The sequence below is a fragment of the Hymenobacter sp. UYP22 genome (genome assembly GCF_040547285.1).
Taxonomy (GTDB): domain Bacteria; phylum Bacteroidota; class Bacteroidia; order Cytophagales; family Hymenobacteraceae; genus Hymenobacter.
This window is the reverse complement of the sequence record NZ_JBEPPK010000006.1, coordinates 140,380-166,874: the sequence shown is the minus strand read 5'-3', so window position 1 is coordinate 166,874 and position 26,495 is coordinate 140,380. Positions and strand designations below refer to the sequence as shown.

At 58.5% G+C, this 26,495-nt stretch carries 22 protein-coding genes; 15 read left to right on the top strand and 7 right to left on the bottom strand.

Going from position 1 to position 26,495, the window contains the following annotated elements:
* Window positions 1-34: 34 nt before the first annotated feature.
* Complete coding sequence (locus ABIB60_RS12445; RefSeq protein ID WP_354580255.1) at window positions 35-3,469, bottom strand: AAA family ATPase; 3,435 nt, start codon at window positions 3,467-3,469, stop codon at window positions 35-37.
* 241 nt (window positions 3,470-3,710) lie between these two features.
* On the opposite strand from ABIB60_RS12445, the gene ABIB60_RS12440 reads away from it, so the two are divergent.
* Window positions 3,711-4,658, top strand: a complete 948-nt coding sequence (locus ABIB60_RS12440) for a hypothetical protein (protein ID WP_354580253.1) — start codon at window positions 3,711-3,713, stop codon at window positions 4,656-4,658.
* Between the two features lie 146 nt (window positions 4,659-4,804).
* On the opposite strand, the gene ABIB60_RS12435 is transcribed toward ABIB60_RS12440, so the two are convergent.
* Complete coding sequence (locus tag ABIB60_RS12435) at window positions 4,805-5,389, bottom strand: hypothetical protein (RefSeq protein ID WP_354580251.1); 585 nt, start codon at window positions 5,387-5,389, stop codon at window positions 4,805-4,807.
* A gap of 179 nt (window positions 5,390-5,568) precedes the next feature.
* On the opposite strand from ABIB60_RS12435, the gene ABIB60_RS12430 reads away from it, so the two are divergent.
* From ABIB60_RS12430 to ABIB60_RS12405, 6 genes are all read left to right on the top strand, one after another.
* The gene (locus ABIB60_RS12430) at window positions 5,569-5,931 is read left to right on the top strand and encodes a hypothetical protein (RefSeq protein WP_354580250.1); all 363 of its coding nucleotides are present in this window, start codon (window positions 5,569-5,571) and stop codon (window positions 5,929-5,931) included.
* Window positions 5,932-5,982: 51 nt separating this feature from the next.
* Window positions 5,983-6,462 carry a nuclear transport factor 2 family protein gene (locus ABIB60_RS12425; RefSeq protein WP_354580248.1) on the top strand — a complete coding sequence of 160 codons (480 nt, stop codon included), beginning with the start codon at window positions 5,983-5,985 and terminating at the stop codon, window positions 6,460-6,462.
* 78 nt (window positions 6,463-6,540) lie between these two features.
* The gene (locus tag ABIB60_RS12420; protein ID WP_354580247.1) at window positions 6,541-7,020 is read left to right on the top strand and encodes a hypothetical protein; all 480 of its coding nucleotides are present in this window, start codon (window positions 6,541-6,543) and stop codon (window positions 7,018-7,020) included.
* A 46-nt stretch (window positions 7,021-7,066) separates the two neighbouring features.
* Window positions 7,067-9,367: a GH92 family glycosyl hydrolase gene (locus tag ABIB60_RS12415; RefSeq protein WP_354580246.1), complete on the top strand. Its 2,301-nt coding sequence runs from the start codon at window positions 7,067-7,069 to the stop codon at window positions 9,365-9,367.
* A gap of 55 nt (window positions 9,368-9,422) precedes the next feature.
* On the top strand, window positions 9,423-9,926 hold the full coding sequence (locus ABIB60_RS12410) for a hypothetical protein (RefSeq protein ID WP_354580244.1): 504 nt from the start codon (window positions 9,423-9,425) through the stop codon (window positions 9,924-9,926).
* Between the two features lie 289 nt (window positions 9,927-10,215).
* On the top strand, window positions 10,216-10,377 hold the full coding sequence (locus ABIB60_RS12405) for a VOC family protein (protein ID WP_354580243.1): 162 nt from the start codon (window positions 10,216-10,218) through the stop codon (window positions 10,375-10,377).
* A 98-nt stretch (window positions 10,378-10,475) separates the two neighbouring features.
* Here the strand turns inward: ABIB60_RS12405 and ABIB60_RS12400 are convergent, their stop codons facing one another.
* A complete protein-coding gene (locus ABIB60_RS12400; protein WP_315998780.1) occupies window positions 10,476-10,712 on the bottom strand; it encodes a hypothetical protein in 237 nt (78 codons plus the stop codon).
* Between the two features lie 105 nt (window positions 10,713-10,817).
* Here ABIB60_RS12400 and ABIB60_RS12395 point away from each other — a divergent pair, with 105 nt between their 5' ends.
* A complete protein-coding gene (locus ABIB60_RS12395; protein ID WP_354580241.1) occupies window positions 10,818-12,092 on the top strand; it encodes a glycoside hydrolase family 2 TIM barrel-domain containing protein in 1,275 nt (424 codons plus the stop codon).
* A 148-nt stretch (window positions 12,093-12,240) separates the two neighbouring features.
* On the opposite strand, the gene sbcD is transcribed toward ABIB60_RS12395, so the two are convergent.
* The 3 genes from sbcD to ABIB60_RS12380 all read right to left on the bottom strand — a co-directional run bounded on the left by sbcD (window position 12,241) and on the right by ABIB60_RS12380 (window position 15,430).
* The gene (gene sbcD, locus ABIB60_RS12390) at window positions 12,241-13,473 is read right to left on the bottom strand and encodes an exonuclease subunit SbcD (protein ID WP_354580240.1); all 1,233 of its coding nucleotides are present in this window, start codon (window positions 13,471-13,473) and stop codon (window positions 12,241-12,243) included.
* 100 nt (window positions 13,474-13,573) lie between these two features.
* Entirely contained in the window at window positions 13,574-13,939 is a 366-nt protein-coding gene (locus ABIB60_RS12385; protein ID WP_354580239.1) for a DUF6970 domain-containing protein, read from the bottom strand.
* A gap of 108 nt (window positions 13,940-14,047) precedes the next feature.
* Entirely contained in the window at window positions 14,048-15,430 is a 1,383-nt protein-coding gene (locus ABIB60_RS12380) for an MBL fold metallo-hydrolase (protein ID WP_354580238.1), read from the bottom strand.
* A gap of 524 nt (window positions 15,431-15,954) precedes the next feature.
* On the opposite strand from ABIB60_RS12380, the gene ABIB60_RS12375 reads away from it, so the two are divergent.
* The 7 genes from ABIB60_RS12375 to ABIB60_RS12345 all read left to right on the top strand — a co-directional run bounded on the left by ABIB60_RS12375 (window position 15,955) and on the right by ABIB60_RS12345 (window position 24,633).
* Window positions 15,955-17,532: an amino acid permease gene (locus ABIB60_RS12375; protein ID WP_354580236.1), complete on the top strand. Its 1,578-nt coding sequence runs from the start codon at window positions 15,955-15,957 to the stop codon at window positions 17,530-17,532.
* A 131-nt stretch (window positions 17,533-17,663) separates the two neighbouring features.
* Window positions 17,664-19,502, top strand: a complete 1,839-nt coding sequence (locus ABIB60_RS12370) for a histidine kinase (protein WP_354580235.1) — start codon at window positions 17,664-17,666, stop codon at window positions 19,500-19,502.
* A gap of 160 nt (window positions 19,503-19,662) precedes the next feature.
* Entirely contained in the window at window positions 19,663-20,328 is a 666-nt protein-coding gene (locus tag ABIB60_RS12365; protein WP_354580234.1) for a response regulator, read from the top strand.
* A 415-nt stretch (window positions 20,329-20,743) separates the two neighbouring features.
* A complete protein-coding gene (locus ABIB60_RS12360) occupies window positions 20,744-20,971 on the top strand; it encodes a hypothetical protein (protein WP_354580232.1) in 228 nt (75 codons plus the stop codon).
* A gap of 243 nt (window positions 20,972-21,214) precedes the next feature.
* Window positions 21,215-23,218 carry an RICIN domain-containing protein gene (locus ABIB60_RS12355; RefSeq protein WP_354580230.1) on the top strand — a complete coding sequence of 668 codons (2,004 nt, stop codon included), beginning with the start codon at window positions 21,215-21,217 and terminating at the stop codon, window positions 23,216-23,218.
* A 114-nt stretch (window positions 23,219-23,332) separates the two neighbouring features.
* Entirely contained in the window at window positions 23,333-24,250 is a 918-nt protein-coding gene (locus ABIB60_RS12350; RefSeq protein ID WP_354580229.1) for a DUF6929 family protein, read from the top strand.
* A 104-nt stretch (window positions 24,251-24,354) separates the two neighbouring features.
* Window positions 24,355-24,633 carry a hypothetical protein gene (locus ABIB60_RS12345; protein ID WP_354580227.1) on the top strand — a complete coding sequence of 93 codons (279 nt, stop codon included), beginning with the start codon at window positions 24,355-24,357 and terminating at the stop codon, window positions 24,631-24,633.
* Window positions 24,634-24,915: 282 nt separating this feature from the next.
* Here the strand turns inward: ABIB60_RS12345 and ABIB60_RS12340 are convergent, their stop codons facing one another.
* Window positions 24,916-26,157 (bottom strand): carboxypeptidase-like regulatory domain-containing protein, encoded by a 1,242-nt coding sequence (locus ABIB60_RS12340; protein WP_354580225.1) that lies wholly within the window; start codon window positions 26,155-26,157, stop codon window positions 24,916-24,918.
* Window positions 26,158-26,495: the final 338 nt, after the last annotated feature.

Here is a 26,495-nt window from a genome sequence, read left to right as displayed (position 1 = left end):
CGCTCGGAATGACAGTTCTTTTTCAAACGACTAATTATACTTCTTGCCCGAACCCGAGTACCTGCAATGAGCTGACGCCTCCGGCACCCTTTTGCACGCTGATTTGAGTGCTGATGCGTTCTTTCAAACCTTCGACATGGGAGATGATGCCGATGGTTTTGCCCGTGCCCTGTAGTAGCTCCAGAGCCGAGAGGGCCACGTCCAGCGTGTCGGGGTCGAGGGTGCCGAAGCCCTCATCAATAAACAGCGTGTCAATCTGGGTGCGGCGACCGGCCAGCTCCGAGAGGCCCAGGGCCAGCGCCAGGCTCACCAGAAAACTTTCCCCGCCAGATAGCGAATTCATCGTGCGCACGGCCCCAGCCTGGTATTCATCCTGAATCAGCAGATCCAGGTGCTGCTCGGCGTTGCGCAGGATGCGGTACCGGTCGGTGAAGCGGTGCAGGTGGCGGTTGGCCAAATCCGTGAGGCGGGCCAGGGTGAGGCCCTGGGCAAACTCGCTGAACTTCTTACCATCGGCCGAGCCGATGACCTCGGCCAGCTGCCGCCAGCGGCGGGCTTCCTGCTGCTGTTTTTCCAGCTGAGTGACCAGCGCGGCATGGCGCTGCTGCCCGGCCTGGTGGGCGTTCAGGCGCTGCTGCCGCTGCCCCACCTGCTGGTGCAAAGCCGCGAGCTGTTCTCCGGCCGCCGTAAGGTAGTGGCTCACGGCTTCCAGGGGCTCAGGGGTGAGGCGGCGGTTTTCCTCAGCAGCCAACTGCTGGTCGGTTTCTTCGGCGGTTTGGGTGGCCAGATGTATGGCCTGTTCGTGGCGCTGCAGCTGGGATTGTACGGTAATGGCTTCTGCGTGCGGCAATAACAGGGCTGGTAGGGTAGTGGGGTCGGCGCTGAGGCCAGCTGCCGTGAGGGCCTGAGCTAGCGAAGTACGTCGGTCTTGCAACTCCTGTTGCTGCTGGGTGAGGGCCTGTTCGCGCTGCTGCAGCTTATCGGTGGCCACCGACAAAGCCGTGCGGTGCTGCTGCACTTGCTGGTCGAGGCGCTGGCGGTGCTGGTCGGCATGGAGTAGGGCGGTTTCCAGTTGCTGCCGGGCCAGGGCCACGTTGGGTTCAGCCAACAGCTCCTGGCGCTGCTGCTGCTGCCCCTGAATGGCAGTGTGCTGATCCACCAAGCCTTGCTTACGAGTTTTCAGCCAGGCATGTAGCTCCTGCTGGTCGGCTTCCGCTTTGGCCGCCTCCACGCTCACGCCCCCCAGCTCCAGCTGGGCGGTGTTGAGTTGGCGGGTCTTCTGATCATATTCCGTGATGCGCTGACGGGCCAATTCCATCAGGGCCTGTCCGTTCTCGTTGCCGAACGGCAGACCGAAGTACTGTGCTTGGCTTTGAATGGTGGCCCGCACGGGCAGCACCTGGTCTTCGGCATCGGCCAGCTCCCGGGCCAGCTTGGTGGCTTCCTCCGTGTAAGCGAGTTGCTGCTGAGCGGCGGCTTCGTGCCGGGTCTGGGCCTGCTGTACGCGCTGGTTGGCGGCGGTGAGTTGGTCCCGCAGCTCCCGTAGCGTGTACACCAACTGCTTCACCTCCTCGGCGGCGCTTTTCTCGGCAGTTTCGGGTAGTAGGTGAATAGTGGCAGTGGGGACAGCAGTGGGCTCCGGGCCCGTCTGCTCCAGCATGGTCACGTAGGTATTAAGCCGGTTGAACCGCGTGCCCAGGGCCCGAACTTGTTGGCTGAGTGCCTCTTCCCGCTGCAAGTCACGCTGAAACGAGTCTTCGCTCACGCCCAGCACGCCGGCCACGTAGGGGTGCTCAGTGGCACCGCAGACGGGGCAGGGCTTGCCGGCTTCCAGCAACTGGCGGGTGTCGGTGTGCGATAATATCAACTGCTGCATCTGCAGGCTGCGCCGCAGGTCATCCCAGTGCTGCTGCTCCCGCTCCTGCTCCTGGTGCAGGCTGTTTACGTGGTAGCGCAGGCGCTGCAGCCATTCATTGCGGGTCAGGCTGGCTTCCTCAAAGCGGGCAGTGTGCGCCTGAAGCTGCTGCCGCGCCGCCGCCGCCGCCTGCTGCTGGGTAGCGGCTTCGGTGGCGGCTTGCTGCTGGCGCTGCCGGGCTTCGTGCAGGCGTTGGCCCAGCTGGCCCAGGGTTGTTTTGAGACTAGCCCATTGCTGCAGATTAGCTGAAAGCTCGGGCAAATCGGTGGCCAGCTCGCCTACCACGGCGTTGAGTAGCAGCCACTTTTCCGCTTCCTTCACTTGCTCCCGTAAGGTGCCCGCCCGTTGGCCCGCTTGCTCAGCCGTTGCTTTCAGGCGCTTGCACTGCTCGTTTTTCTCTTCGTATTCGGCTTTGCCCTGCGTGAGTTGGCGCTGGCCCTCAGCCATCAGCAAATCCAGCTGCTCCGCCTCACGCAATTTAGGGTCCTGCACCTTGTAAGTAGCGCTGGCAGCTTGGTAGGCCTGTACCGCGGCCGTGTGGGCAGCTTCGGCGGCGGCGGCGGTTTGCTGCAGCTGCGGCAGCTGCGTCCGGAGCGTAGCAGTTTCCTGTTGCAGCTGGGTTAGCTGCCGCTCGGTTTGCAGCAGCAGGGCGTGGTCGGTGGCGAAGGGGGCGGCTTGCTGATGCAGAACTAGGCGCTGGCGCAGCGGGGCCAGGGTTTCGGCCTGCGTGGCTAGTTCCTGCTGACGCAGGCGGGTGGTGCGCAGCTTCTCGCGCAGCTCCTGCTGGCGCAGGTGCCACTGCCGGGCCTCGCGCCACTGCTCCTGGGTGGCGGTGGCTTGGGTAAGCTGCGCGTTGAGGTCCTGCAACTCGGCTTCCAGGTGCGCCACTTCCTCCGGCGACAACAACGTAACGCCCTCCAGGCCCTGGCGCAACTGGTCTACTAGCTGGGTTTCCTGCTTGGCCCGCTCAAAGGCCGCCCTCGAAATATCGGAGTACTTGCGGGTATCGGTAATCTTTTCCAGCAGCTGAGCCCGCTCCCCGGCCGGTGCTTTCAGAAAGCGGGTGAAGTCGCCCTGGGCCAGCAGCACGCTGCGCAGAAACTGCTTGTACTCCAGCCCGCTCAGCTCAGCAATGCGCGGCGGTACCTTCGACTTGTAGGTTTCCAGAAACGGCCAGGTTTCGGTGCCATCCTCGGCCGTTTTTCGCTCACTCAGCTCCATTCTGGGGTCCTGGAGCTTACCGCCGGGCTGCTTGCGGGCCCGGTACTGGCCCCACTTGCTACGGTACTGCTGCCCATTCACCTCAAACTCCACTTCGGCCCAACTCTCCCCGGTGCCGTGGCTCATCACGTGCTCGGGGCCGCTGCTTTCGTGGCGGGGCACCTGCCCGTAGAGGGCCAGCGTAATGGCGTCCAGAATGGTGGTTTTGCCCGCGCCGGTGGGGCCGGTTATGGCAAACAGGCCGGCGTCGGAGAGGGGGCTCAGGCTGAAATCAACCGCATGCTCCCCGTGCAGGGAATTGAGGTTGAGGAAACGGACGCGAAGAATTTTCATGCGGACACCAGGGCACCAAAGCGGAAACAAAACGGCCCGGACCCTGAAAAGTCAGGCGCGGGGCATCTACAAAGTTAACCACCCCCTGCCGCAATTCCGTGGAAACAGCTGCCGGGACTGGTAGCAAGGGTAGGGGAAGTTTCCGTTCTTGCGCCCTGCTGAAGCTGGCTTACCGGCTCCTTGCAGTATTCCTGTTACAAACTCAATTCCTGCAAAGGTTTTTTGCTAATCTCCTAGCTATATGCCATTGTATTTACGCGCAAAATTTCTATTGCTAGTCGGGTTACTGCTGCCCGTGGCCGCTTCGGCACAAACCCCGGAACATGCAGTAGTGCCTGGTACAAAAATCAGCCTAATTCCGCCCACTGGTTTCACGGCGGCCCGTAGCTTTAGTGGCTTTGAGCAGCCCGATGCCGCCGCTTCCATCATGATTTCCGATATACCGGGGCCGGTGCAGCAAATGAAGGCAGGGATGACGCCGGCCGCGCTGGCCACCCGGGGTATGAAGCTACTGCGCACGGAGCCGGTAACGCTCAACGGCACACCGGCTACTGTCCTGCACGTTACCCAGTCAGCCAACGGCTTACTGTATTGTAAGCAGATGCTCATGTTCGGGGATGCCACCCATACTGTACTGGTGGTGGGTACCTACCCCGATGGCGGCAAAACGGTAGAGGCCAACATCCGGCGAGCCCTACTAACAACGCATTATAACTCGCGCCTGTCTGACGATACTCCGGCGGCTGAATTTGGAGTAGACGTGGCCGGCACCGGATTACGGTTCGCCAAAAACCTGGCCGGCAGCCTACTCTACACTACTGATGGACAGGTAACACCCAAGGGACCCGATAAAGCCGTTGTAATAGTAGCTGGTTCCCTGAACTCGGTTGAGGTGGGCCCAAGTGAGCAAAAGGCGTTTAGCATCCAGCATCTGCAGCAGTTGCCCGAGGGCAAGCACAACCGGGTTCGGACTATCTCGCCCGTTACCGTTGACGGCCTGAGTGGATACGAAATAGTAGCCGATGGACAAAACGACAAACAGGTGCCGGAACTGGTGTATCAACTCACGCTGTTCGATGGCCCGACAAAAAAATACTATGCAGTGGTAGGCCTGGCGGAAACCCAGTTCGATACGCGTCTGGCCAGCTTCAAAGCCATTGCGCGGACATTTAAGCGCAAGGAAAAGTGAGTAGCTTCAGCCGCTTTGCAGGTAGGTTGCTCGGAGTGACTTTGCTAAGCTAGAGCCGTGCATACCGTTACTGTAAAAAACGGCCGCCGCGGCCGTACCACTCTTGTCTACTCACTGGTATTTACTGTAATAAGTTGCCACACCAGCTACCGGCTCACCAGCTCAAATACTTCCCCGTCGGTTAGCTCGTAGCGAATCAGGCCGTCCTGCTTGTCCCAAAAAAATGCCTGCAACTGCCCGCCGCCGTAGATGGTGGCGTTCTGGCCCTGGCGGAAAACGTAGGCCGCCGGGTAGGTTTTGCCGGTGGTGCTGAGGGTACAGGCCTGTTGCTGCAGCTTGGACGTAATCTGACCCTCCTTGGAAGCAGTCCGGCACTCCAGGCCGGCCACGCTAAACGACACATCGGCGGGACGCTTGGGGGTATTCTTGCGCAGGTTCACCACGAAGTCCCGGTTCTTTTCATTGTACACAGTGCTGGGCCGCAGCACAATTTGGGAGAAGATGGGCTGGTAGCGGCCCGATTCCATCCAGTTACAATCGGTGTTGGTGTGCCACTCCTGAGGCTTCAGTACCGTGGCCGTGGCCGTGTGGCCCCGGTTGCTGTGGAAGGTAAGCTGCTGCCCTTCGGTATAAGAGCCCAGCCAGGCGCGTTCCTCGGATAGCAACGCTATGGGCTGGCAGGTGATGCAGCCTGTAAGCAGCAGGGCAAGAGATGAGAGCAGCTTTTTCATGCACAGTAGGAGCTCGCCACAAAAAGGGTAGCTTGGGCATACGTAATTCACCCTATGATGAGGCATTACTTGTTGGAGACCCAGCTAGCGGCTTCCATTGCTGCTTGCACAACCATATTATGAAGCGAGATTCAAATACCCTTGACAAGCTAATTACAACAAACCGACTTGTTCCATTGATGAGCAACGCCAAATGGGTGAAACTGCTGCATCTACTTGTTGAAAACGCTACGCTTATAAGTGAGTGCCGGGTAAAGCTAATCTGGGAACAGGGAGCCGCAGAACGAAGGCTAGTATTTGATGAGAACACCAGCTACAGGTTCGATTATTACGATACAGCAATGGAAGCTATGGTAACAGGCACTCCACGGGGCTGGTATGATTACAAGGAGATAGAATGGCTGGATTTTCCTGGTATCACAAATACTGGAGAGATGATACAGGATGTAGAAGCTATACAAAGGCAAATTAAGAGTACAGGAAAGTTTCGGCTTGCAATAGAGGAAGGCAATCTGCGCCTGTACGCGTATCAGCGCCCTTGATCAGGTAGCGTTATGCTTACCTTCCCGCCTTCATTATTACTGCCGACACCTATGAAAGTCATGCCGCTAGCCGCGCTGCTCTTGCTTCTCACTGAGGCCTGCGCGCCGACGCGTCCCGCTCCCTCAGCCCAGCCGCCGGTGTCGCCGGAGCTGTACCGTACCATTGCCCGGCAGGACAGCCTGATGTTCGTGGCCTTCAACCAGCACGATGTGGCCACGCTGCAAACCTTCTTCGCCGAAGACCTGGAGTTTTACCATGACAAAGGCGGTCTGGCCAACTTCCAGCAAACTATGCAGGGCTTCCGAAATCTGTTCGATCAGAACAAAACCACCGGCCTCCACCGCCAGCTCGTGCCCGGTACCCTGGAGGTGTACCCCATCCACAACTACGGGGCCGTGGAAACCTACCAGCACCGCTTCTGCCACGTGGAAAACGGCCGCGACGACTGCGGCACCTTCAAGAATATGATGGTGTGGCGCTTAAAAGACGGGCAGTGGCAAGTGACGCGGGTGGTGAGCTACGGGCATTGACGAATCATCTTTAACTCTATTTTACGTTACTGCAGAAAATGAGGCGTAAACCTATGGTGTCTGGTAAAGAGTGACGTTATGGCTAAATCGGAAGTATGTATAGTTGATAAAGAAGGCAAAGAACTTCTTAGATTTTGCTATATCGATGGCCAGACTAAACGTGAGTATCTGCTGTATATCAAGCAACAAATAATTGCGGTGGTATTGGCTTTAGCAACAGATTATTCAACCTTTTCGCACGATGAAATTTTCGATTGCTTAGAATGCGTTGCGGAGAATGAATATCTGTTTTATATAGAGGTATTTGAATACCTTGATAGTCAAATAAAATTCTTTGATCAAAAAGAATGGACTACGCTAATATGCTTGGTACAAAGATTTATCAACTTATTAGCGCCAGGTTGGTGGCAAGAAATCAGGAGTAAGCATCAGTCGGATTGGTATGAATTACAACAAGATGCTACTCAGCTACTGAGTAGTTTCGGTATCGACTATCAGAATCCTATTGAGTATACTGAGCAGCACATGCAGTTCGATGTAATGCGCATTACTTGCTGAGTATAGCTTCCTACCTTACCAGCTTCAACGCTACCTCCTGAAGCTGATGCCCCGCCTTTCCATCCTTGCCGCGCTGCTCCTAGCAGCCGTTCCCACCCTTGCCCAGAAAGCCAAACCCACCGAAAACCTGGTGCAGTACGCCAAGCCGCTGGTAGGTACTGCCCGGATGGGGCACACCTACCCGGGGGCCACGGTGCCCTTCGGCATGGTGCAACTCTCGCCCGATACCGACACCATCGGCTACGAACTGAACGGCAAGTACAACCCCCGTGTGTACGAGTACTGCGCCGGCTATCAGTACGCCGACAAAACCATTGTCGGTTTCTCGCACACTCACTTCAGCGGTACCGGCCACTCCGATTTGGGCGACTTTCTGGTGATGCCCACCACCGGCCCGCTCCAGCTCAACCCCGGCACCGCCGACCAGCCCGAGCGGGGCTTCCGCTCCCGATTCTCGCACCAGAACGAGGTGGCCGAGCCCGCCTACTACCGCGTCAAGCTCGACGACCACAACATTCTGGCCGAGCTGACGGCTTCCAACCGGGTGGGCATGCACCAGTACACGTTTCCGCAGTCGGAGCAGGCGCACATTATCCTCGACCTTACGGCCGGCATCTACAACTACCCCGATAAGAACGTCTGGACGTTTGTGCGGGTGGAAAACGACACGCTCGTGACCGGCTACCGCCAGACCAACGGCTGGGCCCGCACCCGCACCGAGTATTTCGCCATGAGCTTCTCGAAGCCATTCGTGAGCTACGGCAGCCGCAACCTCTCCAAAAAGCAGGTGTACCGGGGCTTCTGGGGCCGCTTCGACCAGAGCCAGAACTTCCCCGAGCTGGCCGGCGAGCAGCTGCGGCTGTTCTTCGATTTCAAGACCACGGCGGGGGAGAAGGTGAAGGTGAAAATGGCCTTGTCGGGGGTGAGCACCGAGGGGGCGCTGCGCAACATGCGGGCCGAGGTGCCGGGCTGGGATTTCGAGGCGGTGAAGCGGGCGGGGCAGGCGCAGTGGCAGCAGGAGCTAAGCAAAGTGGTGGTAGAGTCGCCGAAGCGGGTGGACAAGGAGAACTTCTACACGGCCATGTACCACGCCGCCCTCAGCCCCACCACCTACATGGACGTGGATGGGCAGTACCGCGGCCTCGACCAGAACATCCACCGGGCGGAGGGCTTCACCAACTACACCACCTTCTCGCTCTGGGACACCTATCGGGCCCTGCACCCGCTCTACAATCTGCTGCAACCTCGGCGCAACGCCGATATGGTGCAGAGCATGTTGGCCCACTATGACCAAAGCACCCTGCACATGCTGCCCATCTGGAGCCACTACGCCAACGAAAACTGGTGCATGATTGGCTACCACTCGGTGCCCGTGGTAGTGGATGCTGTGCTGAAAGGCGTGGTGCCCGCCGACCAGGCCCAGCGCGCCCTCGATGCCTGTGTAACCACCGCTCACCAGCAGCGCTACGACGGCATCAACTACTACGAGCAGCTAGGCTACGTGCCCGAAGACAAAAGCGGCTCGTCGGTATCCAAAACCCTGGAATACGCTTACGACGACTGGTGCATTGCGCAACTGGCCAAGAAGCTAGGCAAAACGAACATCGAAGCGGAGTTCAGCAAGCGGGCCCAAAACTGGCAGAACGTGTACGACCAGCGCATCAGCTTCATGCGCCCCCGCCTCGCCGACGGCAGCTTCCGCCCACGTTTCGATGTGCTCAGCACCCACGACCAGGGCTTTATCGAGGGCAACGCCTGGAACTACAGCCTTTACGTGCCCCAGGACCCGGCTGCGCTTATCACCAAAATGGGCGGCGAGAAGAAGTTTCTGCCCCACCTGGATTCGCTGTTCACCATGCACCTGCCGGATAAATTCTTCGCCGAAACCGAGGACATCACCCGCGACGGTATCATCGGCAACTACGTGCACGGCAACGAGCCCGCCCACCACGTGGCCTACCTCTACAACTGGACCAGCCAGCCCTATAAAACCCAGGCCCGCGTCCGCATGATCCTGCCCAAAATGTACCGCCCCACCCCCGAGGGCCTCGGCGGCAACGACGACTGCGGGCAGATGTCGGCCTGGTACATCTTCTCGGCGCTGGGCTTCTACCCCGTGGCCCCCGGCTCCCCGGAGTATGCCCTCGGCAGCCCCGCTGTACACGGCGCCACCCTCAACCTGGAAAATGGCAACACCTTCCGTATCACCGTCAAAAACCAGAGCGACAAAAACGTCTACGTGAAGGAAGCCCGTCTTAATGGTCAGAAACTCACCCGCCCGTTCCTGCAGTACGCCGATGTGGTGAAGGGCGGGGAACTAGTATTTACGATGGCTGGGAAGCCGTGAGGCTAAAAATTGAAAAGGATAAATTTTATAAAAGTTTATTTATAATATCGGAAGCATGCCATATTATATAGCTCTTTTTCTGGCTTTATTTAAAACTCATACAATTAAACTTGACTTCAAGCCTACTGGTCAGATAGTAATGCTGCATTATAAAAATTCGGTAATTTATACCGATACTACTGCACTTATGTCTATGTATCATGAGCATGATAATGATACCACTTATGCGTTGCATGTAGCACAGCTGATAAGGCGAAGAGTGCGTCAGTCAAATAATGATACTGTATCATTTTCAGGAAGTTTTGTGCCTTTCGATAGTGATGATGCTGGAAATGAGGATTGGGCTATTGGTTGGGTGGTAAATCATTTGGTTGAACAGAATAGGGTGATAGTGTTCGATAAGCGAGGTCTTCCGGTAAAGAGCATAAAAGCGAAAGTAATAGGCCGTAAAAGTTGGAATAAGAAGTTAATAAAAATTTCATATGTTGATAAAGCGACTAAAGAAGAGTTATTCAGTGAAGGAATTTATTTAGAAAGATGGGAGCCTATATGGCGTTAATAATTTAAACCCAAATCACTTGTTAATAGAAGTATGGCCCAGCCACAAAACGAAACCCGAACCAAGCATCTACCATCACGCCCGAAGTGACAGGCATGGGCGTCTTCTTTTCTCCGACAATCCACAGAAAACGCGGGAGTGATATGCCAACAATCTGGGGCTGGAAGTCAACGACTGGGGTGCCACGTTTGAGTCGCGTAGTGTGGACAGGCCGGAGGAGGTGAACTCGCTGCAATGGAGCCCGTTCCAGACCGGCAGCGACTATTTCGCGCCGTCCACCAAAGGCTTCATGCTAAACTATCGGGTGCAGAACCTCGAAGGGCTGGTGGAGCAGCTGAAAGCCAACGGCGTGACGGTGCTGGACGATATTGCCAGCCACGACTACGGCAAGTTTGTGCACATTCTGGATGCCGATGGTAACAAGGTAGAGCTGTGGGAGCCTGGAAACTAGAAGTCCTGACGCAGCTTCCGAGCACGTACACGAGCATAAAATGCCCGCCCTACGCCGGAATGGGCGCGGGGCGGGCAGCTTAGTACTCCAACGAATTACTATTCGTTGCCGGTGAAGTTGGGGGTGCTGACGCCTCTGTTCTTGTTGCGGTTGTAGAGGTAGGCCGCGCCAGCGGCCAGCAGGGCACCACCCAATAGCTTGTTATTGAATCCGCCCGAACGTGGGGCAGAGCCATAGTTGTCGTAGGAAGAACCGGCTGCTTTACGGCCGCCAAACAGGCCCGAAAGGAGGCCGCCTACAGTGCCGCTGGGGCGGCCAGAACCAAATATGCTCATGATTGACAGTGTAAATGGTGGAGCTAGTATAACGCAAGTGCTGCGCGTGAGGTTGTCAGCGCGCGGGCTGATACCTTTAGGGGCGTACTCTCACAATTCTGTCCTATGAAAACCTACTTCGGACTGGCACTGCTGACTCTTACCTCCACTGCCTGCGCCCAAACAACCGCCGTCAAAGTTGAAATTCGGCAAACCCAGGGTCGCTACGAGTTGCTACGGGCCAGCAAGCCTTACTTTATAAAAGGGGCTGGTGGCGGCCAGTTCCCGGAGCGCATCCGGGCCTACGGCGGTAATTCCATCCGCACGTGGAGTACCAGCGGCTTGGATAAAGTGCTGGCCGATGCCCGCAAAAATGGCCTCACAGTTATGGTAGGCCTCGACGTGGCCCGGGAGCGGCACGGCTTCAACTACGACGACCCCCAAGCCGTGGCCACGCAGCTGGCCAAAATCCGGGCCGAAGTGCTGCGCTACAAGGACGACCCCGCCGTGCTGTTTTGGGGCATCGGCAATGAGCTAAACCTGGAGTACACCAACCCCAAGGTGTGGAACGCCGTGCAGCAGATTGCCCAGATGATTCATGAGGTAGACCCCAACCACCCTACCAGCACCGTGCTGGCCGGCTGCAACCCCCAGGAGGTAGCCTACATTAAGGAGCGGTGCCCGGCCGTTGATATCCTCAGCATCAACACCTACGCCGGGCTGGCGGCCATACCGCAGCAGGTGCGCGCCGCCGGGTGGGCCGGGCCTTACGTGGTAGCGGAGTGGGGCCCCACGGGCCATTGGGAAAGCCCCGTTACGCCCTGGAAAGCCTCCGTGGAGGAAACCAGCAGCCAGAAAGCCGCCGTGTACCAAAGCCGCTACGAAGCCTCCGTGCAGAAGGACACCATCCAGTGCCTGGGCACTTACGTGTTTTTGTGGGGGCAGAAACAGGAGCGTACCCCCACTTGGTACGGCATCTTTACCGAGGATGGGAAGGAGTCGGAAGTGGTGGATGTGATGCAGTACCTGTGGAGCGGTAAATGGCCCAGCAACCGAGCCCCCCACCTTACCAGTTTCCTGCTCAACGGTAAAAAGGCCACTGACGAAATATACGTGCAGCCTGGGCAGCGCTACCCCGTTACGGCCGTCGTTACCGACCCCGAAAAGGACCGCCTGACCTACCGCTACGAGCTGTTGCCCGAAAGCACCGACCTGAAATCGGGGGGGGACCGGGAAAGCCGCCCCGCGCCCATTAGCGGCATGGTGCCCGCCGGGGCCAAAGCGCAAACCACTCTTACCGCGCCCACCAAAGAAGGTGCATATCGCCTGTTCGTGTACACCTACGATGGGCGGGATAACGTGGCTACGGCCAACATTCCGTTTTACGTGCGGGCCAAATAAACCCTATGGCCGGCGTAGTAGGCCGCTGGTATTGCTACCGACCGGGGTTGCTGCCGTGGCTGCTGCCGGGGCTTGGGCAAGGTTGCAAAAGCGCCAGCGGGCTGCTGCGCCGGGTAGTATTGGCAGAAACGCGGTGAACCAGCGTAGCTTACATGCGCTCCAACAGCTCATCAAAGGTGCGCAGTAACTCGGCCCGGCTGGCTTCGGGCTCAGCATCCAGCCGCTGCTCAAATACCTCCCGCTCCGTGAAGTCGTGGAGGCTGCGGGTGAGGAGCGTTTCCTCAGTTTCGTCGGTATCGGCCAGGGCCCGGAGCTTTACCAGCCGAAAATGGCGGCGGGCCAGTACTTCTAGCTGGCGGCGGTCCAGTTCCTCAATAATTTTCAGCAGGGCCTCGGCTACTTCCAGCTGGGTAAGCTCGGAGTGCACCTGCACATCGGCCCAGGCGGGTAGGGGGTAGCCGGTGTTATCATAGGCCAGGAGACCTTGGCTTACCTCCTCCAGGGTGCCATGAAAGCGGACTAACCGCCGCGCCCCCGGCACGGGCAGGCTGTGGAGCTCGGTAAGCCGGCCCGCCTGGAATTCCAGCAGCAGTACTTCCTTGGAATGGTCAATTTCTGAAAACGACAACGGAATGGGGGAGCCGCTGTAGCGAATATGCTCCCGTCCGCCCACGCGTTGGGGGCGGTGCAAATGGCCCAGGGCTACGTAGTCGAATACGGCAGGAAAGTGGTCGGCGGTAACCTGGCCGAGGTTGCCCACGTGAATGGTGCGTTCCGAATCGGAGGGGGAAGCCCCGGCAGCGTACAGGTGACCGGTAGCTAGTACGGGCAGGCCCAGATCCTTGAGCTGCCACACGGTTTCTACCTCGGCCACGCGGGCGTAATGGTCGGCAATGCCCTGCTTGATGCGGGCTTCCCGCTGCTCAGCGGTTTCGCCGGGCACCGAGAGGCGCACGTCCCGGTCGCGCAGGAAGGGCACCGCGCACACCACCAGGCCGGGTTTGCCCTGGGCATCATCCAGCACCAGCACCTGCTCCTCGAAACACTCCGGCACGCAGCCCACCACGTGCACCCGCAGGTGGCGCAGCAGGCGGGCGGGGGCGTTAAGGGTGGCCGGTGAGTCGTGGTTGCCGCCCACAATCACCACGTCGCGGCAGTTGGTTTGGCGCAGGCTCAGCAGAAAGCTGTAGTATAGCTCCAAAGCCTGGTTGGAAGGGGAGCCGGTATCGAATACGTCGCCGGCCACTACCAGCACCTCTACCTGCTGCTCGCGCACAGTTTGTACCAGCCACTCCAGAAAATGACGGTGTTCCTCGGTACGCTCGTGGCCCTGAATAAAGCGCTGGCCCAAGTGCCAGTCGGCGGTGTGTAGTACGCGCATGACTACGAAGATACTACTGGGCCGGGGCAAACCGGAAATCAAAAACCTGACGACGCTTGGTTACGAGCCGAGCGGGGCCAGAGCTTTTGTGCGTCTGAAATTAGTTCTGCCAGATGGTGCGCTTGTACTCAGCTTTACTGAATGACTCACCGTTGATGGTGGTGTTACCCACAAAGCCACCCAGGAAGCCCAGCCGCTGACAGTTTTCACTAATGACTTCCGCGCTGCCGTCGGCAATGCAGTTGCCCATATCCAGCACATACACCGTCTGGTTCTGAAAACGGTACTCCTTCACGCTGGCCCCAATGGTGTGGTCATCCGTTTTGCAGGATGCGGCACCCCGGGCAAACTCCTCGGTTTGCGTCCGGACGCAGGCGGGAGTGTTTTTCGCAATGTCAAACTCGTCGCAGGCCGATAGGAGGCTGCCGGTCAATCCGAATAGCAGAAAGTAAGAAGCTCGTTTCATAGACTAAAAATAATGAGGGAGAGAAATGCAAAAGACCAGAACCGCTGGCGGCCCTGGTCTTGGTAGGAGCAAGCACAACGCCAAAACGTTGCACGGCAAGCGGGAAGATTACGCGTGGGCCGACTGGGGCTGAAAAGTAGAAATGGCCTCACCCAAATCATAAATTGGTAGGCCGGCCGGCAGGGCCGCCTCCACAATGCTGGCTCCGGCTGCCGAGCGGTAACCACCCGCACAGTGAACCAGCACAGGTTTATCGGCCGGAATTTCGTGGGCCCGCTCGCGCAGTTCGGGCAGCGGAATCACCAGGGCATTATCAAAAATAGGCTGCCGGGCCTCCGCGTAGTTGCGGATATCTACAATGGTGAAATCCTGGGGTTGGCGGCGTACGTGCTCCACATCCACATCGGGCGAGGAGGCAGGCAGGTCGCGGGGCGTGAGCAGGGCTCCTTTAATGTTGCCTTCGTACCCAATTTTAGCCGTTTTGCGAATCACCGTGTCCAAGGCAATCTGGGAATCGGCCAGCAAGTAGAATGGTTCCCCGGGGCCTACTACCGAGCCCAGCCAGGTTTCGAACTTGCCGCCATCCATCAGGTTGATGGCGCCGGGCAGGTGGCCCGCCCGAAACTGCGCCGCCGGGCGGGTGTCAATAATTACTGCGCCGGTAGCCAACAGGGCATCGGGCTGCAGGCGGGGTACGGCCCGCACGCTGTCCTCGAAAGGCAGAGCGCCCTGCTTGTTCAGCACCACATCATGCCCGAAATATTTCGGCATGAAAGGCTGGTCCTCGAGTAAAACGCGCACAAACTCATCCTCCGACATAGGCTGGAGGGCATAGTTGGTTTTTACCTCCTTGCCAATGGTGCTGTCGAGGTCGGGGGAGGTGGTTTTGCCGCAGAGGGAGCCGGGCCCGTGGGCCGGGTACACCTTGGTAGTAGCGGGCAGCGTCATCAGCTTCTGGCGGGTGCTCTGGTAGAGCTGGGCAGCCAGGGCTTCGCGGCTGTGGCCGCCTACAATATCGGCCTCGCGTAGGTCGGGGCGGCCCACGTCACCCACAAATAGGGTATCGCCGGTGAATACGGCCCGGGTTTGGCCTAGCTCATCCAACAGCAGAATGCTGATTGAATCGGGGGAGTGGCCGGGTGTGTTGAGGGCGTGCAGCTCCACGGTGCCCAGGCTGATGCGCTGCCCCTCATCGAAGGGCTGGTGGGGGTAGCTGGCCTTTACCAGCTTACTCACATAAATGGTGGCACCGGTTTCCTGGGCAATTTCCAGGTGGCTGCTCACGAAGTCGGCGTGGGGATGGGTTTCGATGACGGCCAGAATCTGAGCGTCGTGCTCATCGGCGAAATCATAGTACTGCTGCGGGTCGCGGGCCGGGTCGATGATGGCCACTTGGCGGCCGCTGCGGATGGCGTAGCTCGCGTGGGCCAGGCCTTTGTCGTAAAACTGCTGAATTTGTACCGAGCCGGTACTACTGGGCAGAGGACTCATGGGGTGTTGGATGTGGTGGATGCCTCCCGGCAACAGCTAACCGAAGCGCGGGCGCATAGTTTCAAATATAGGTAACAACCGCCTTCCGCAAGCCCGACAGCCCCGGAAAACCTTCCGGCTCCCTCCAAAACCCCGGCAGATAATACGGCTCACTTGCCTGGCACCGGGCTAGTTTTCGGCGCATCGTTTGGCGGGCGCTGCGCCATATGGCCCTGGCGCACACTTGCCCGGTAGAGCTAGGCAGTCGTTTGTGCGGTGGTGTTTTCAGCCAATGGGGTAGCGGGGGCCAGCGGTACAAGCATCTTTTTCACCGGGGCAGAGTCTGTGGGTGAATGTTGAGCAAGCCAGGGAGAAATTTGCCCGGCTGTTTAATTGCGGGTGAAAACCAGCGGCTTGCTCACTTACTTCTCACGGCAGTCAGCCAAAACGCCTATATTCGGGCCACGTAGCTGCTTGCAGGCAGCTTTTGTTGCAGATTTTATAATTCCCGTCTCACCTTTTTCTCTTTTCTCTCATCAACCTGTATGGCAAATATTTTCGCCAAAAAACCGCTGGCCCAGCTGCTGGGCGAGGCCAACTCCTCGGGAGAAGGCTCGCTGAAGCGCACGTTGGGAGCAGCTAACCTCGTAGCGCTGGGCGTTGGGGCCATTATTGGGGCCGGCCTGTTTGTGCGCACGGCTGCCGCCGCCGCCCAGGCCTCGGGCCCCGGCGTGACGCTGGCCTTTATTGTGGCCGCCATTGGCTGCGCCTTCGCCGGCCTGTGCTACGCCGAGTTTGCCGCCATGATTCCTATTGCCGGCTCAGCCTACACTTACGCCTACACCACCATGGGCGAGTTTGTGGCCTGGACCATCGGCTGGGCCCTGATTATGGAATATGCCCTGGGGGCCGCCACCGTAAGCATTGCCTGGAGCGAGTACCTGAACAAGCTCCTGGAGGTGTTTGGGATGAGTATACCCTACGAGTGGTGCCACTCCCCCCTAGAAAGTGCCACCATCAATGGTGTACTGCACACGGGCTACCTCAACCTACCCGCCCTGCTGGTTATCATCCTGCTGAGCCTGCTGCTCATCAAAGGTACCCAGGAGTCGGCCACCTTCAACTCCATTATTGTGGTAGTAAAAGTGGCCATTGTGCTGATTTTCATTGCCGTAGGCTGGCAGTTTATTAACCCGGCCAACCACACGCCCTACCTCATCCCGGAGGATGCCGTGGTGAAAGACTCGGCTGGCAAAATTCTGCGCACTTACGAGGGCTGGAATAAGCACGGCATGGGCGGCATTCTGGGCGGTGCGGCCATTGTGTTCTTCGCCTTTATTGGGTTTGATGCCGTGAGCACCGCCGCGCAGGAGGCCAAAAACCCCAAGCGCGACATGCCCATCGGTATTCTCGGCTCTTTGGCCGTGTGTACGGTTCTCTACATCCTGTTCGGGCACGTGCTGACGGGCGTGGCTAACTGGAAAGATTTTGCTGATCCAGCCAAAGGCGGTGAGGCTTCGGTGGTGTACGCCATTGGCCTGATGAAGGGCTATGGCTGGCTGAGCACGGCCGTGACGGTAGCCATTCTGGCCGGCTTCTCCTCGGTAATTCTGGTGATGCTGATGGGCCAGAGCCGCGTGTTCTTCTCCATGGCCAAAGACGGCCTGATGCCCAAGGCTTTCTCCGATTTGCACCCTAAATTCCGCACGCCTTACAAATCGAACCTGGCCCTGCTGGTGTTCGTGGGTGCGTTTGCCGCCTTCGTACCCGGCTCCCTGGCCGGCGACCTGACCTCTTTCGGAACTCTGCTGGCTTTCGTGCTCGTATCGGCCGGTGTGTGGATTATGCGTAAGTCGGACCCCGCGCAACCCCGCCCGTTCCGTTCGCCGCTGTCCTCGCCCTCGTTCCCACTGGTGCCCATCCTGGGTATGGTAGTGTGCCTGGGGATGATTGCCGCCCTCGATTCGTTCACCCTGCAGGTGGCGTTGGTTTGGATGCTGCTGGGCTTTATTGTGTACTTCATTTATGGCAAGCGCAACTCCAAGCTGCAGCAAGGCATTGTGGTAGTGCCTACCGAAATGGAAGAGCAAGCCTTCATCGAGCCCGACTCCAAGAACGCCTAATACAACCTACTCCCTGTAAGTAAAAAGCCCCGTCAGTAAATCTGACGGGGCTTTCTCTTTGTGTACAGGTGGGCTGGTTGTGCAACTTCCGGAAACCTTTTAGCTTAGAGGTACAACCATTCCGGCAGCCAATGCTTCGACTTCTACTAGCGTTTCTGTGCTGGAGCATGGTGCACCGGAGTTGGGCCAACCAGCCAAGCGCCCGGGCTGATAGCCTGGAGCAACTACTAGCGGCCTCGCATTCTGATACCAACCGGGTCAACCTGCTTGTGCAATTAGCCTGGGCACGCACGGATGCTGATCCGCTCAAAGGGGTAGAGGTCGGACAGCGGGGGCTGCGGCTGGCGCGCCGCCTTGAGTTCCGCTCCGGGGAGTGCCGCGCGCTCTTGATGCTGGGCTGGGCGTTTATGCGCACTGGCAACTACGCTACCGCCGTTCAGACGCAGGTAACCGCCCGGCGACTGGCCGCGGCCATCGGCTATACCGGCGGCCTGATTCACTCCGATAATGCCATTGGGTATGCCCACCTGGAGCAGGGCAGCGCTTTGCTGGCGCTGCGCTACTTTCGCCGGGCCGCCGCCAACGCCCGGCAGCACCACGATGTAGCGTTGCTGACGCCCATTCTTGGCAATATTGGACGAGCTTACTTGGAGCTGAACCGCCCCGATTCGGCCTGGTACTACACTTGGCAGGGCTATCAACTGGACTTGCAACAAGCCGATGTACACAGTGAAATCGGGGATTTATCTATCCTGGGTGACATTGCTGCCCGGCAGGGCAAGAGCAATCAGGCCCGCTACTACTATGGTCAGGCTATTCGGCGGGCGGCCGGTATGCCCGTTTCGTATGCGCTCAGCCGCGCCTACCTGGGGCTGGCCCGCCTGGCTCGTAACTCGCAGCCCCGGCAAGCTCTGCGCTATGCCCGGCGGGCTATAGCCGTTGGGGAAGCCGGGAGTTACGCCAAAGGAGTATTCGAGGCGAGTGATTACCTGGCTGATTTGTATGCTGATGAAGGGAATACCGCCGAAGCCTACCGCCACCTGCGCGCCGCCGCTGCCCTCCGCGACAGTTTGTTTAGCCAGTATCATGTAGGGCAAGTGCAGGCCCTCACCTTCAGCGAGGAGCTGCACCAGCAGCAGCTAGCTGAGCAAGGAGCCCAGGCTACCGCCCGCCGCTGGCAAATTGGGCTGGCTGTGGCTCTGTTGGGGGCTATTGCGGCCGCCCTGGTCGGATACCTGCTCATCAGCCGTCGTCATTTGCGGCGCGAAGTAGAGTTTGTGCAGGACCGCCAACGCATGGAGCGGCTACATTCCCGCGCTATTTTGGATGCTGAGCAGAATGAGCGCCGCCGCATCGGGGCCGACCTGCACGACAGCGTGGGCCAACTGCTGAGTGCCACCAAGATAACGCTTGGGGCGCTGCACCGGCGGTTGCACCTCCCCGATACCAGTCAGCAGGAGCTCTTCAGCAGCTCCTTACACATGCTGGACGAAGCTGTGCGGGAGGTTAGAAGCATTTCGCACAACCTGGTGCCCACCACCTTTACTCAGCACGGGCTTGTGCCGGCTCTGCGCATTCTGCTAGACCGTTTGGCGCTGGGGCCAAACTCCCTGCGCGTTACCCTGGACGTCTGCGCGCTGGACGGTCCTCGGCTGGATTCAACCCAGGAGAATATCGTGTTCCGCATTCTGCAGGAGCTGATTCATAACGTAACCAAGCATGCCCAGGCCACAGAACTCACGGTACGCTTCAGCTGTCAGCCTGAGCAGTTAGAAATCAACATCATCGACAATGGCGTTGGCTTTGATGCTGCCAACCAGGTGGTGGCGCCCGGAATTGGACTGCGCAACGTGGAAAGCCGGGTAGCTTACCTACACGGCCAGTTAGCCATTGAGTCGCGGGTTGGAATAGGGACTACCACAACCCTGAAAATACCGTTACAGTTGGGCTTAACGCCGGTTTCCGTGTAGTTTTGTCCTCGCTAACTAGAGCCGCGTTGTGTAGGTGGGTGGGGTATATCCTGATTTTTCTATTCATTGTGTAGAAGGTACGGGCAATACCATACATTGCGGCTTACTCAGCAGTCGGGCGCTGTTGCTGCACCGCTCCTTATCCTCTTTTCCCCACCGAATGGCAAGTACACTATCTACGCAAGTTATTCCGGTGCTGCTGGTCGATGATCATCCGGTGATAGTGGAAGGCATCAAGAGCATGCTCCGCCCGGAAACCGACCTACAGGTGGTCATTCAGGCGCACAGCGGTACCGAGGCCCTGCGGCTTTTGGCCAGCCACCCCGAGGTAAAGGTGGCAGTGCTGGACTTGAATATGCCCGAGATGAGCGGGGTGGAGCTGGCCCGCGCCATTCGCACTACCTGGCCTTCCGTGCGGGTTCTGATCCTGAGTATGTTCCATGACCATGCCACGGTGGCTGAGGTGCTGGAGGCCGGTGGCTCCGGTTACGTGCTCAAAACAGCCAGCCGGGCCGAGCTAAGTGAGGCCATCAGGCAGGTGGCGGCCGGGCAAAACTATTTCAGTCAGGATGTGGCGCACACCCTGCTGCAAAACCTGCAAATTCCAGCCAGCCTGCAGGCCGGCAAAGCGGTGGAGCTGACGGGGCGGGAGCAGGAAATACTGCGGCTGATTGCCCGGGAGTTTTCCAACCAGGCCATTGCCGAGACTCTCTTCATCAGTGAGCGGACCGTGGAAACGCACCGGCGTAACCTATTCACCAAAACCAATTCCAAGTCGGTAGTGGGCCTGATTCAGTACGCCATGCGCAATAAGCTAATCGACTAAAAGGTGCGGCAAGCTCCGCCGTGTAATGCCGCCGCATACTGGGCTACGGTGGAGCTGTAGTAGTGCAGTCAACCCAGAATCGTGCTAAGGGAGAAGTTGAGCCTGTTGGGGACGTAGGGTCGGGGGTGATAAGAGTAAGCTGACACGCGCCGGAGGTAACTCGCTGATTAACTATAATTTACTTCAAATACTGCCCCGTAAGTGCCCCCAGGGCGGTTACGGGGCTTGCGTATGCCTATCCGTACTGGTACGGAGGTAAAAATCAGGGCTGCTACTGATTTACTTGTATGGGTGAAAAAATATACCTTAGCATCGTTCAATCAAATGATAATATCTTTATATTGTATCAGTTGATTCGCCCACTAATTCCTCTTCAGCTCAACAGTTTCTCTCTTCTCTTCTGACTTCGCAGCTCATGTCTAAACGTCTAACGCCTAACGCACAGCAGACCATGCCGTCAAAAATCCTCTCCTTTATCTGCCACGTACCCGGTATGGCTCCCGGGGCTTATCCTGCTGTGCCTACCGCCGCCAGCACCCACCGCGCGCCTGAGCGCAAAACCGAAACTAAAAGCGGTGGTCATTTCACGGCCATTTATGAAAACGACCGGTTTGTGCGGTTCAAGTACATCAACAACAATTAGCCAACTCTCGCACCCGGGTTTTTGCTTGGAACCGGCTGGCGGCTAGTCCTTCGCAAATCCATAGTGGCAAGCATGGTACAGCAAACAGGCGCTGTTTTTCCTCTGGGAAAGGCAGCGCCTGTTTGCTGCCGGAACCCGCCGGCCCGGCATTTCGGCTAACTTGCGGGCCGGTCCATCCGTTTTGCGTGCATGATTGATTTGCAGGTTCGTATCCCGGCGCTTTGGCTAGCGCTTTGTTTTGTATTGATTACCGTATCAGGGCAGGCCCAAACCGCCTTCGTGCCCGACGAAGCAGCCTGGTACGGCGTTGTGGCGCGCAGTAGCGGCCGTTCCCTGGATGTTACCAATGCCTCCGCCGAAGCCGGGGCAGCCACTGTGCAATGGGAATTCACGCACGCCAATAGCCAGCAGTGGCGCTTTGTGCCGGCGGCTAAAGGCAGTGACTTCTACCGCATTGAGGCCCGCCACAGCGGTAAGTGCCTCACCCTGGAGAAGCCCGACGACAACGCACCCCTGGTGCAGCGCCCCTGGACGGGCAGCTTTTATCAGCAGTGGAAACTGGTGCCCTCGGGTCCGGCAGGCAGTTTTCTGCTTATCAGCCGGGGCAACGATAAGTGCGCCAGCCTGGCCGCCGCCGATAAATTTAACGGTACGCCCATTGTGGGGCAGCGCGCCCAAAACCGCTCCACCCAGCAATGGAAGCTGTTTAAGCTGCACCTGAACGTAGACCCCACCCAGCCCGGCTTTGGGGCCCCCGAGCCCCTGCTGAGCCTGAACACAACCACCGGCAACGAGCTGCAGCCCGTGCTGGCCCCCGATGGCAACACGCTCTACTTTGCGCGCACCCGCTACCAGGGCAATAAGGAAGGCATTACCGAATCGGGTGATATTTGGATGAGCACTTCGGTTAACAACGGCCGTACCTGGGCCCCCGCCACCCGCCTTGATGCCCTGAATACTACCCAAAACAATGGCGTAATGGCCGTGGTGCAGGAGGGCCGCACCCTGCTGGTGCGTGGCGACTACCAGCGCGACGGCCTGTTTCGGGATGAGGGCGTGAGCCGCGTAGACCGCAATGCCACCGGCAAGAACGTAAAGCCCCAGGCCCTGGAAATAGCCAACTATTATTCGGCGGGGCCCGCTACTTCCTTTTACATGACCCCCGATCAGCAGATTCTGCTGCTGAGCCTGGAGCGCGGCGACTCCCAGGGAGCTAACGATTTATACGTGAGTCGGCCTACTGCCGACGGCCTCTGGACGGAACCCTTTAATCTGGGTAGTGTGGTGAACTCGCCGGGCTTTGAGTTTGCCCCCTGGCTGGCGGCCGATGGCAAAACGCTCTACTTCAGCTCCTACGGCCACGCAGGCTACGGCAGCGCCGATATTTTTGTGACTACCCGCCTCGACGACTCCTGGACCCGCTGGACGGAACCGCGCAACATAGGCGCGCCCCTGAATGGTCCCGGCTTTGATGCTTACCTAAGTCTCACCGCCGATGGTAAGCAAGCCTACTACTGCTCCTCCAGCACCGCCAATGGCCCCGCCGACCTGTTTCGGACGGCTGCCGGGGTAGTGCCCGTAATTGATACGGCTGCAACGGCTCCGGTAGCTCCAGTAACCCCGGCATCCCCCGCTGTGGTAGCCCGTGCCTTGTTCACTGGCCGCACGCTGGATGCAAAAACCCGCAAGCCACTGGCTACTGAGGTAAAAGCGGTGCGCCTGGACCCCAACATCATCTTCAACGCCACGGCCCGGACTGATGCCGCTGCCGGTAGCTTCCAGCTCACGCTGCCGCCCGGCCGCTACCGGGTGCAAGCGGCCCGCGCCGGCTACCTCACGGCCACCGATACCATCAGCGTCATGGGTTCCCGCAACCTGGAGCTGGCCCTGGTGCCGGCCGCCGTGGGCTCCAGCCTGGAGCTACCCACCCTGATCTTCGCGCAGGGCAAATTTACGCTGCTGCCAGCTTCCTATACCGAGCTGAACCGCCTGGCCCGTACCCTGCAGGATAATCCCACGGTCAACATTCGCTTGGAAGGCCACACCGACAACCAGGGCCGCGCCGAATTGAACGTAAAGCTTTCAGAGGAGCGGGTAGCAGAAGTGAAACGCTACCTGGTAACGCGGGGCGTGGCTGAAAACCGCATCAGTACCGTTGGGTACGGCGGCAGCCGCCCCCGGGCCTCCAATGAGCGGGAGGAAACTCGCAAACTCAACCGCCGGGTGGAATTCACCATTGTGAAGTAGCTCATTGCCGCTGTAACCGTGCCCTTAACGCCCCATTAGCAACTGCCAGTGGGGCGTTGGGGTAACTTTAAGCAAGTAGCCGCAGTACTTATAGTACTACCAAGTTAACGCAGCATGCAGGCTCTTATTCGTCGGGAAATTGTGCTGCCGAACTTGCCGTCGGCATCGGGAGTAGAAATAGTGGGGGAGGTAGCCTACGTAATCGGGGATGATGCACCGTTTCTGTACCAATTGAATGCCGCTACCCTGGCTGCCGGGGCTCGCACCACCTTGTTCGAAACGGCCCACTTCAGCACCGGGCGCATTCCCAAAGACGTCAAGCAGGACCTGGAGTGCCTGACCGCCCTGACGGTGCCGGGTGGCGAAACCGGGCTGCTGGTGCTGGGCTCCGGGGCTACCGCCGCCCGGGAGCAAGGGTTTTGGGTGCCCCTGCAGCCCGAAGGTATGGCCGGAACAGTGTATCCATTGAGCTTAAGTGGCTTATATACTGCGTTGCGTCAGCAATTACCCAACGGTATTACCCTCAACCTGGAGGCGGCGGCGGCTACCCCCACGGAGCTGCTACTATTTCAGCGGACGGTGGGGGTGGGGACTGGTAATTTGCTGTTTCGGCTGCCGCTCGGCGCTACCTGGGCCTACCTGCAACACCAGACTACGCAGCTGCCCACCGTAACCCGGCAATTGTTTGAGCTGCCCGTAGTGGAAGGCAAGCCCGCCGGCTTTTCGGGCGCTGTCTGTCAGAATGGTCGGCTGCTGGTAACGGCCTCGGTGGAGGACACGATAGATGCGGTGCAGGATGGGGCCGTGCTGGGCTCGTTTGTGGGGGAGCTAGCCCTACTGCCCCCTGGCAAGCGCCGGGTGCTGCCCTTGGAGCTAGCTCCGCTCCGCTGGCCCGACGGCCGGGCCTTCCGCAGTAAGGTAGAGGGCGTGGCCGTATACCGGGAAATGGGCCCCAGACAGCTGGAACTACTGCTGGTAACCGATGATGACGCCGGGGGCTCCACGGCCGTGGTAGTGGAGTTAAGCCTCTAACTATTACGGGTGAACTATCTGGCCCAAAGTGGGAATTAAATGGGTATGAAGGCTGTTTTTCAGGCACTTCCTCATCGGAATGCACCTCGATAATTCAGCCTTATATGATTCTGTTCAACACTCGTTTTCTGTACCCGGTAAGCGCCGTGAAGCTGCAGGAGCACCACGGAATTTTGCCCGCCGAGTTTTTACCCACCATTGAGTTGCTGCGCCCCTTCCTAGAGAAAGAAAAGGCCTACGACGAGGTATGCACCACCACCACTACATCAGTGCGCGGGCGTCAGGTAACCGTTTTCTACCGCAAGTCATACTCTCCGGAGCAGGGGTTTGTGGTAGAAATCCTGGATGCGCAGCTGGCCCAGCCGATGGTGCACGCCGCGTAGTAGTGCAGCGAGAAGGTAGCGCACAGATTCCGCGCCGGGCAGTAGAGCCGGGCGCGGAATTTTTGTTGGCTGCTCATTCGTCAGGAGTTGCGTTTCCAGATAAATCCACCCAGCATGTAGTGCATGGCCTGCAACTGAGCCAGCAGCGCTACCAGTAAGCCAATCAATCTGGTATTTACAGGGCTTCGGAACGTGCCAGCACAGCAGCCGGTACAGGGTGTAGCGGTAGGCACGTGCCAGGCATAGCCAACGAAGCTAGGAGTTGCCCCCAGCATAATAATGCTAGGGCCGGGGCTTAGCAACCGGGGGGGCATAATCAACCGGCATAAATTCTCCCATCTTCTCAAACCCCCAATAGCCTTCTGTAAGTAGGCCCAGCGGGTTCACTGGCTGCCCGTTCACCTGCAGCTCCACCCGCGGCTGCTGTTGCAGATGCAGCACCGATACCTGCGTGCTTAAGCCGGCCGGCAGCGTGTTGCCCGGCGCAGAGGTACGGGCAGTGTACTCTATATAGGCCGGGTCGGCGGGTTCCCGGTCGAAGGTAACTTGCAGCAAATCAGCAAACCGCAGGGCAACACGGCCAGTGGGCAACATCTCCCGGAACTGCGTGGTCGGTAAGGGCTGGGTAAATAGGTAGGTGAATTGAGCCGGCACTTTGACCAGGCGGGCAAGCGAGTCGTCGAACTGCTGGGGGTTAAGCGGGCGAAGCGTAGCGGCCCGGGCCCGCAGCAAGGTCAGTAAACTGTCGGCCTGGGAGCGGGCGGGGTTGGGTACCCGCCGCAGCCGCTGCACCTTGAATCCCTGAGTCTCTACCTCATCGGCCTGCACACTGCGCAGGAAGTGCGTAAGGGAGCCAATGTACGCCTGCTGCCGGTTGGCCTCCCAACGGCGCTGCTCCTTCTTGGAGCGCGCCTTCATGGGCTCAAACACCGGGGAGCCATAAAACGACATCCATTGCTCCCGAAAATTCAAGTGGAAATCGAGGCCGTAGTACTTAACGCGGTAGCCCAAAGCCCGGTTTTCCACCGTTAGGTAGTCGCTACAAGTGGCCGTCAGCTCGTTACTGTCCAAGTCATAATCAACGCGCACGGCATCGGGGTTGCGGATGCGGCATTGCCGGGAAAACGAGGTGCTGCCCAGGAAGGTGCTGGCAAATTTCTGGTAGTCGTTGGGGTTATTTGGGTGGGGGCGCACTACCACCTCACCCAGCGCGTTGGCCGAGGCTGGTAGCCGAAATACTAGCTCCTGGGGCTGGGTACCTACCGTTACTACCTGCCGCCGCAACTGGTAGCCCAAATAAGAAGCTACCACCTCATACGTGCCCGCCGGCACCCGTGCAAACGCAAACCGGCCCGCGTCATCGGTGGTAGCGCCCAAGGTAGTATTAGCCAGGAACACCGTGCCGAAGGGCAAGGGCTGCCGTGTCAAGGAGTCCAGTACCACCCCGCTCAGGCGCGCTTGGCCCCAGGCTGGTCCCGCCAGCAGCCCTAATAATCCTACCAGAAAGCGCAACCGTATCAGCATAGAGCCAGAAAAAAGACGAAAAACCTGAGTAAGGGGTTTCGCAGAAGCAGTGGGTGGATAAGCAATCATCCGGTTTCTGCCCGCTGCAGCCAACTAATTTCAGAAGCAAGCAGAGCGTAGGAAAACCAAATACCGATAAGTACGATGTATTCGTAATACTACGAAATATTCGTAAAAAGACAATGATGAATCCTTTGACTAGGTTAGTCCAAGAGCCAGGATCAGTTGCTTTGGTTACGTTATATCCCTGACGATAGGCGCGCATCACTTCCAGTATAGTCCTCAGGCCTTAGTAGAACCCTTTCTCGGAAACAGATGTGCCACTTAGGCTCGTGGAG

Bases quoted from the DNA above. Each gene is read 5' to 3' on its own strand.
- ABIB60_RS12445 (WP_354580255.1), bottom strand. From the start codon at position 3,469: ATGAAAATTCTTCGCGTCCGTTTCCTCAACCTCAATTCCCTGCACGGG.
- ABIB60_RS12440 (WP_354580253.1), top strand. From the start codon at position 3,711: ATGCCATTGTATTTACGCGCAAAATTTCTATTGCTAGTCGGGTTACTG.
- ABIB60_RS12435 (WP_354580251.1), bottom strand. From the start codon at position 5,389: ATGAAAAAGCTGCTCTCATCTCTTGCCCTGCTGCTTACAGGCTGCATC.
- ABIB60_RS12430 (WP_354580250.1), top strand. From the start codon at position 5,569: ATGAGCAACGCCAAATGGGTGAAACTGCTGCATCTACTTGTTGAAAAC.
- ABIB60_RS12425 (WP_354580248.1), top strand. From the start codon at position 5,983: ATGAAAGTCATGCCGCTAGCCGCGCTGCTCTTGCTTCTCACTGAGGCC.
- ABIB60_RS12420 (WP_354580247.1), top strand. From the start codon at position 6,541: ATGGCTAAATCGGAAGTATGTATAGTTGATAAAGAAGGCAAAGAACTT.
- ABIB60_RS12415 (WP_354580246.1), top strand. From the start codon at position 7,067: ATGCCCCGCCTTTCCATCCTTGCCGCGCTGCTCCTAGCAGCCGTTCCC.
- ABIB60_RS12410 (WP_354580244.1), top strand. From the start codon at position 9,423: ATGCCATATTATATAGCTCTTTTTCTGGCTTTATTTAAAACTCATACA.
- ABIB60_RS12405 (WP_354580243.1), top strand. From the start codon at position 10,216: ATGCTAAACTATCGGGTGCAGAACCTCGAAGGGCTGGTGGAGCAGCTG.
- ABIB60_RS12400 (WP_315998780.1), bottom strand. From the start codon at position 10,712: ATGAGCATATTTGGTTCTGGCCGCCCCAGCGGCACTGTAGGCGGCCTC.
- ABIB60_RS12395 (WP_354580241.1), top strand. From the start codon at position 10,818: ATGAAAACCTACTTCGGACTGGCACTGCTGACTCTTACCTCCACTGCC.
- sbcD (WP_354580240.1), bottom strand. From the start codon at position 13,473: ATGCGCGTACTACACACCGCCGACTGGCACTTGGGCCAGCGCTTTATT.
- ABIB60_RS12385 (WP_354580239.1), bottom strand. From the start codon at position 13,939: ATGAAACGAGCTTCTTACTTTCTGCTATTCGGATTGACCGGCAGCCTC.
- ABIB60_RS12380 (WP_354580238.1), bottom strand. From the start codon at position 15,430: ATGAGTCCTCTGCCCAGTAGTACCGGCTCGGTACAAATTCAGCAGTTT.
- ABIB60_RS12375 (WP_354580236.1), top strand. From the start codon at position 15,955: ATGGCAAATATTTTCGCCAAAAAACCGCTGGCCCAGCTGCTGGGCGAG.
- ABIB60_RS12370 (WP_354580235.1), top strand. From the start codon at position 17,664: ATGCTTCGACTTCTACTAGCGTTTCTGTGCTGGAGCATGGTGCACCGG.
- ABIB60_RS12365 (WP_354580234.1), top strand. From the start codon at position 19,663: ATGGCAAGTACACTATCTACGCAAGTTATTCCGGTGCTGCTGGTCGAT.
- ABIB60_RS12360 (WP_354580232.1), top strand. From the start codon at position 20,744: ATGTCTAAACGTCTAACGCCTAACGCACAGCAGACCATGCCGTCAAAA.
- ABIB60_RS12350 (WP_354580229.1), top strand. From the start codon at position 23,333: ATGCAGGCTCTTATTCGTCGGGAAATTGTGCTGCCGAACTTGCCGTCG.
- ABIB60_RS12345 (WP_354580227.1), top strand. From the start codon at position 24,355: ATGATTCTGTTCAACACTCGTTTTCTGTACCCGGTAAGCGCCGTGAAG.
- ABIB60_RS12340 (WP_354580225.1), bottom strand. From the start codon at position 26,157: ATGCTGATACGGTTGCGCTTTCTGGTAGGATTATTAGGGCTGCTGGCG.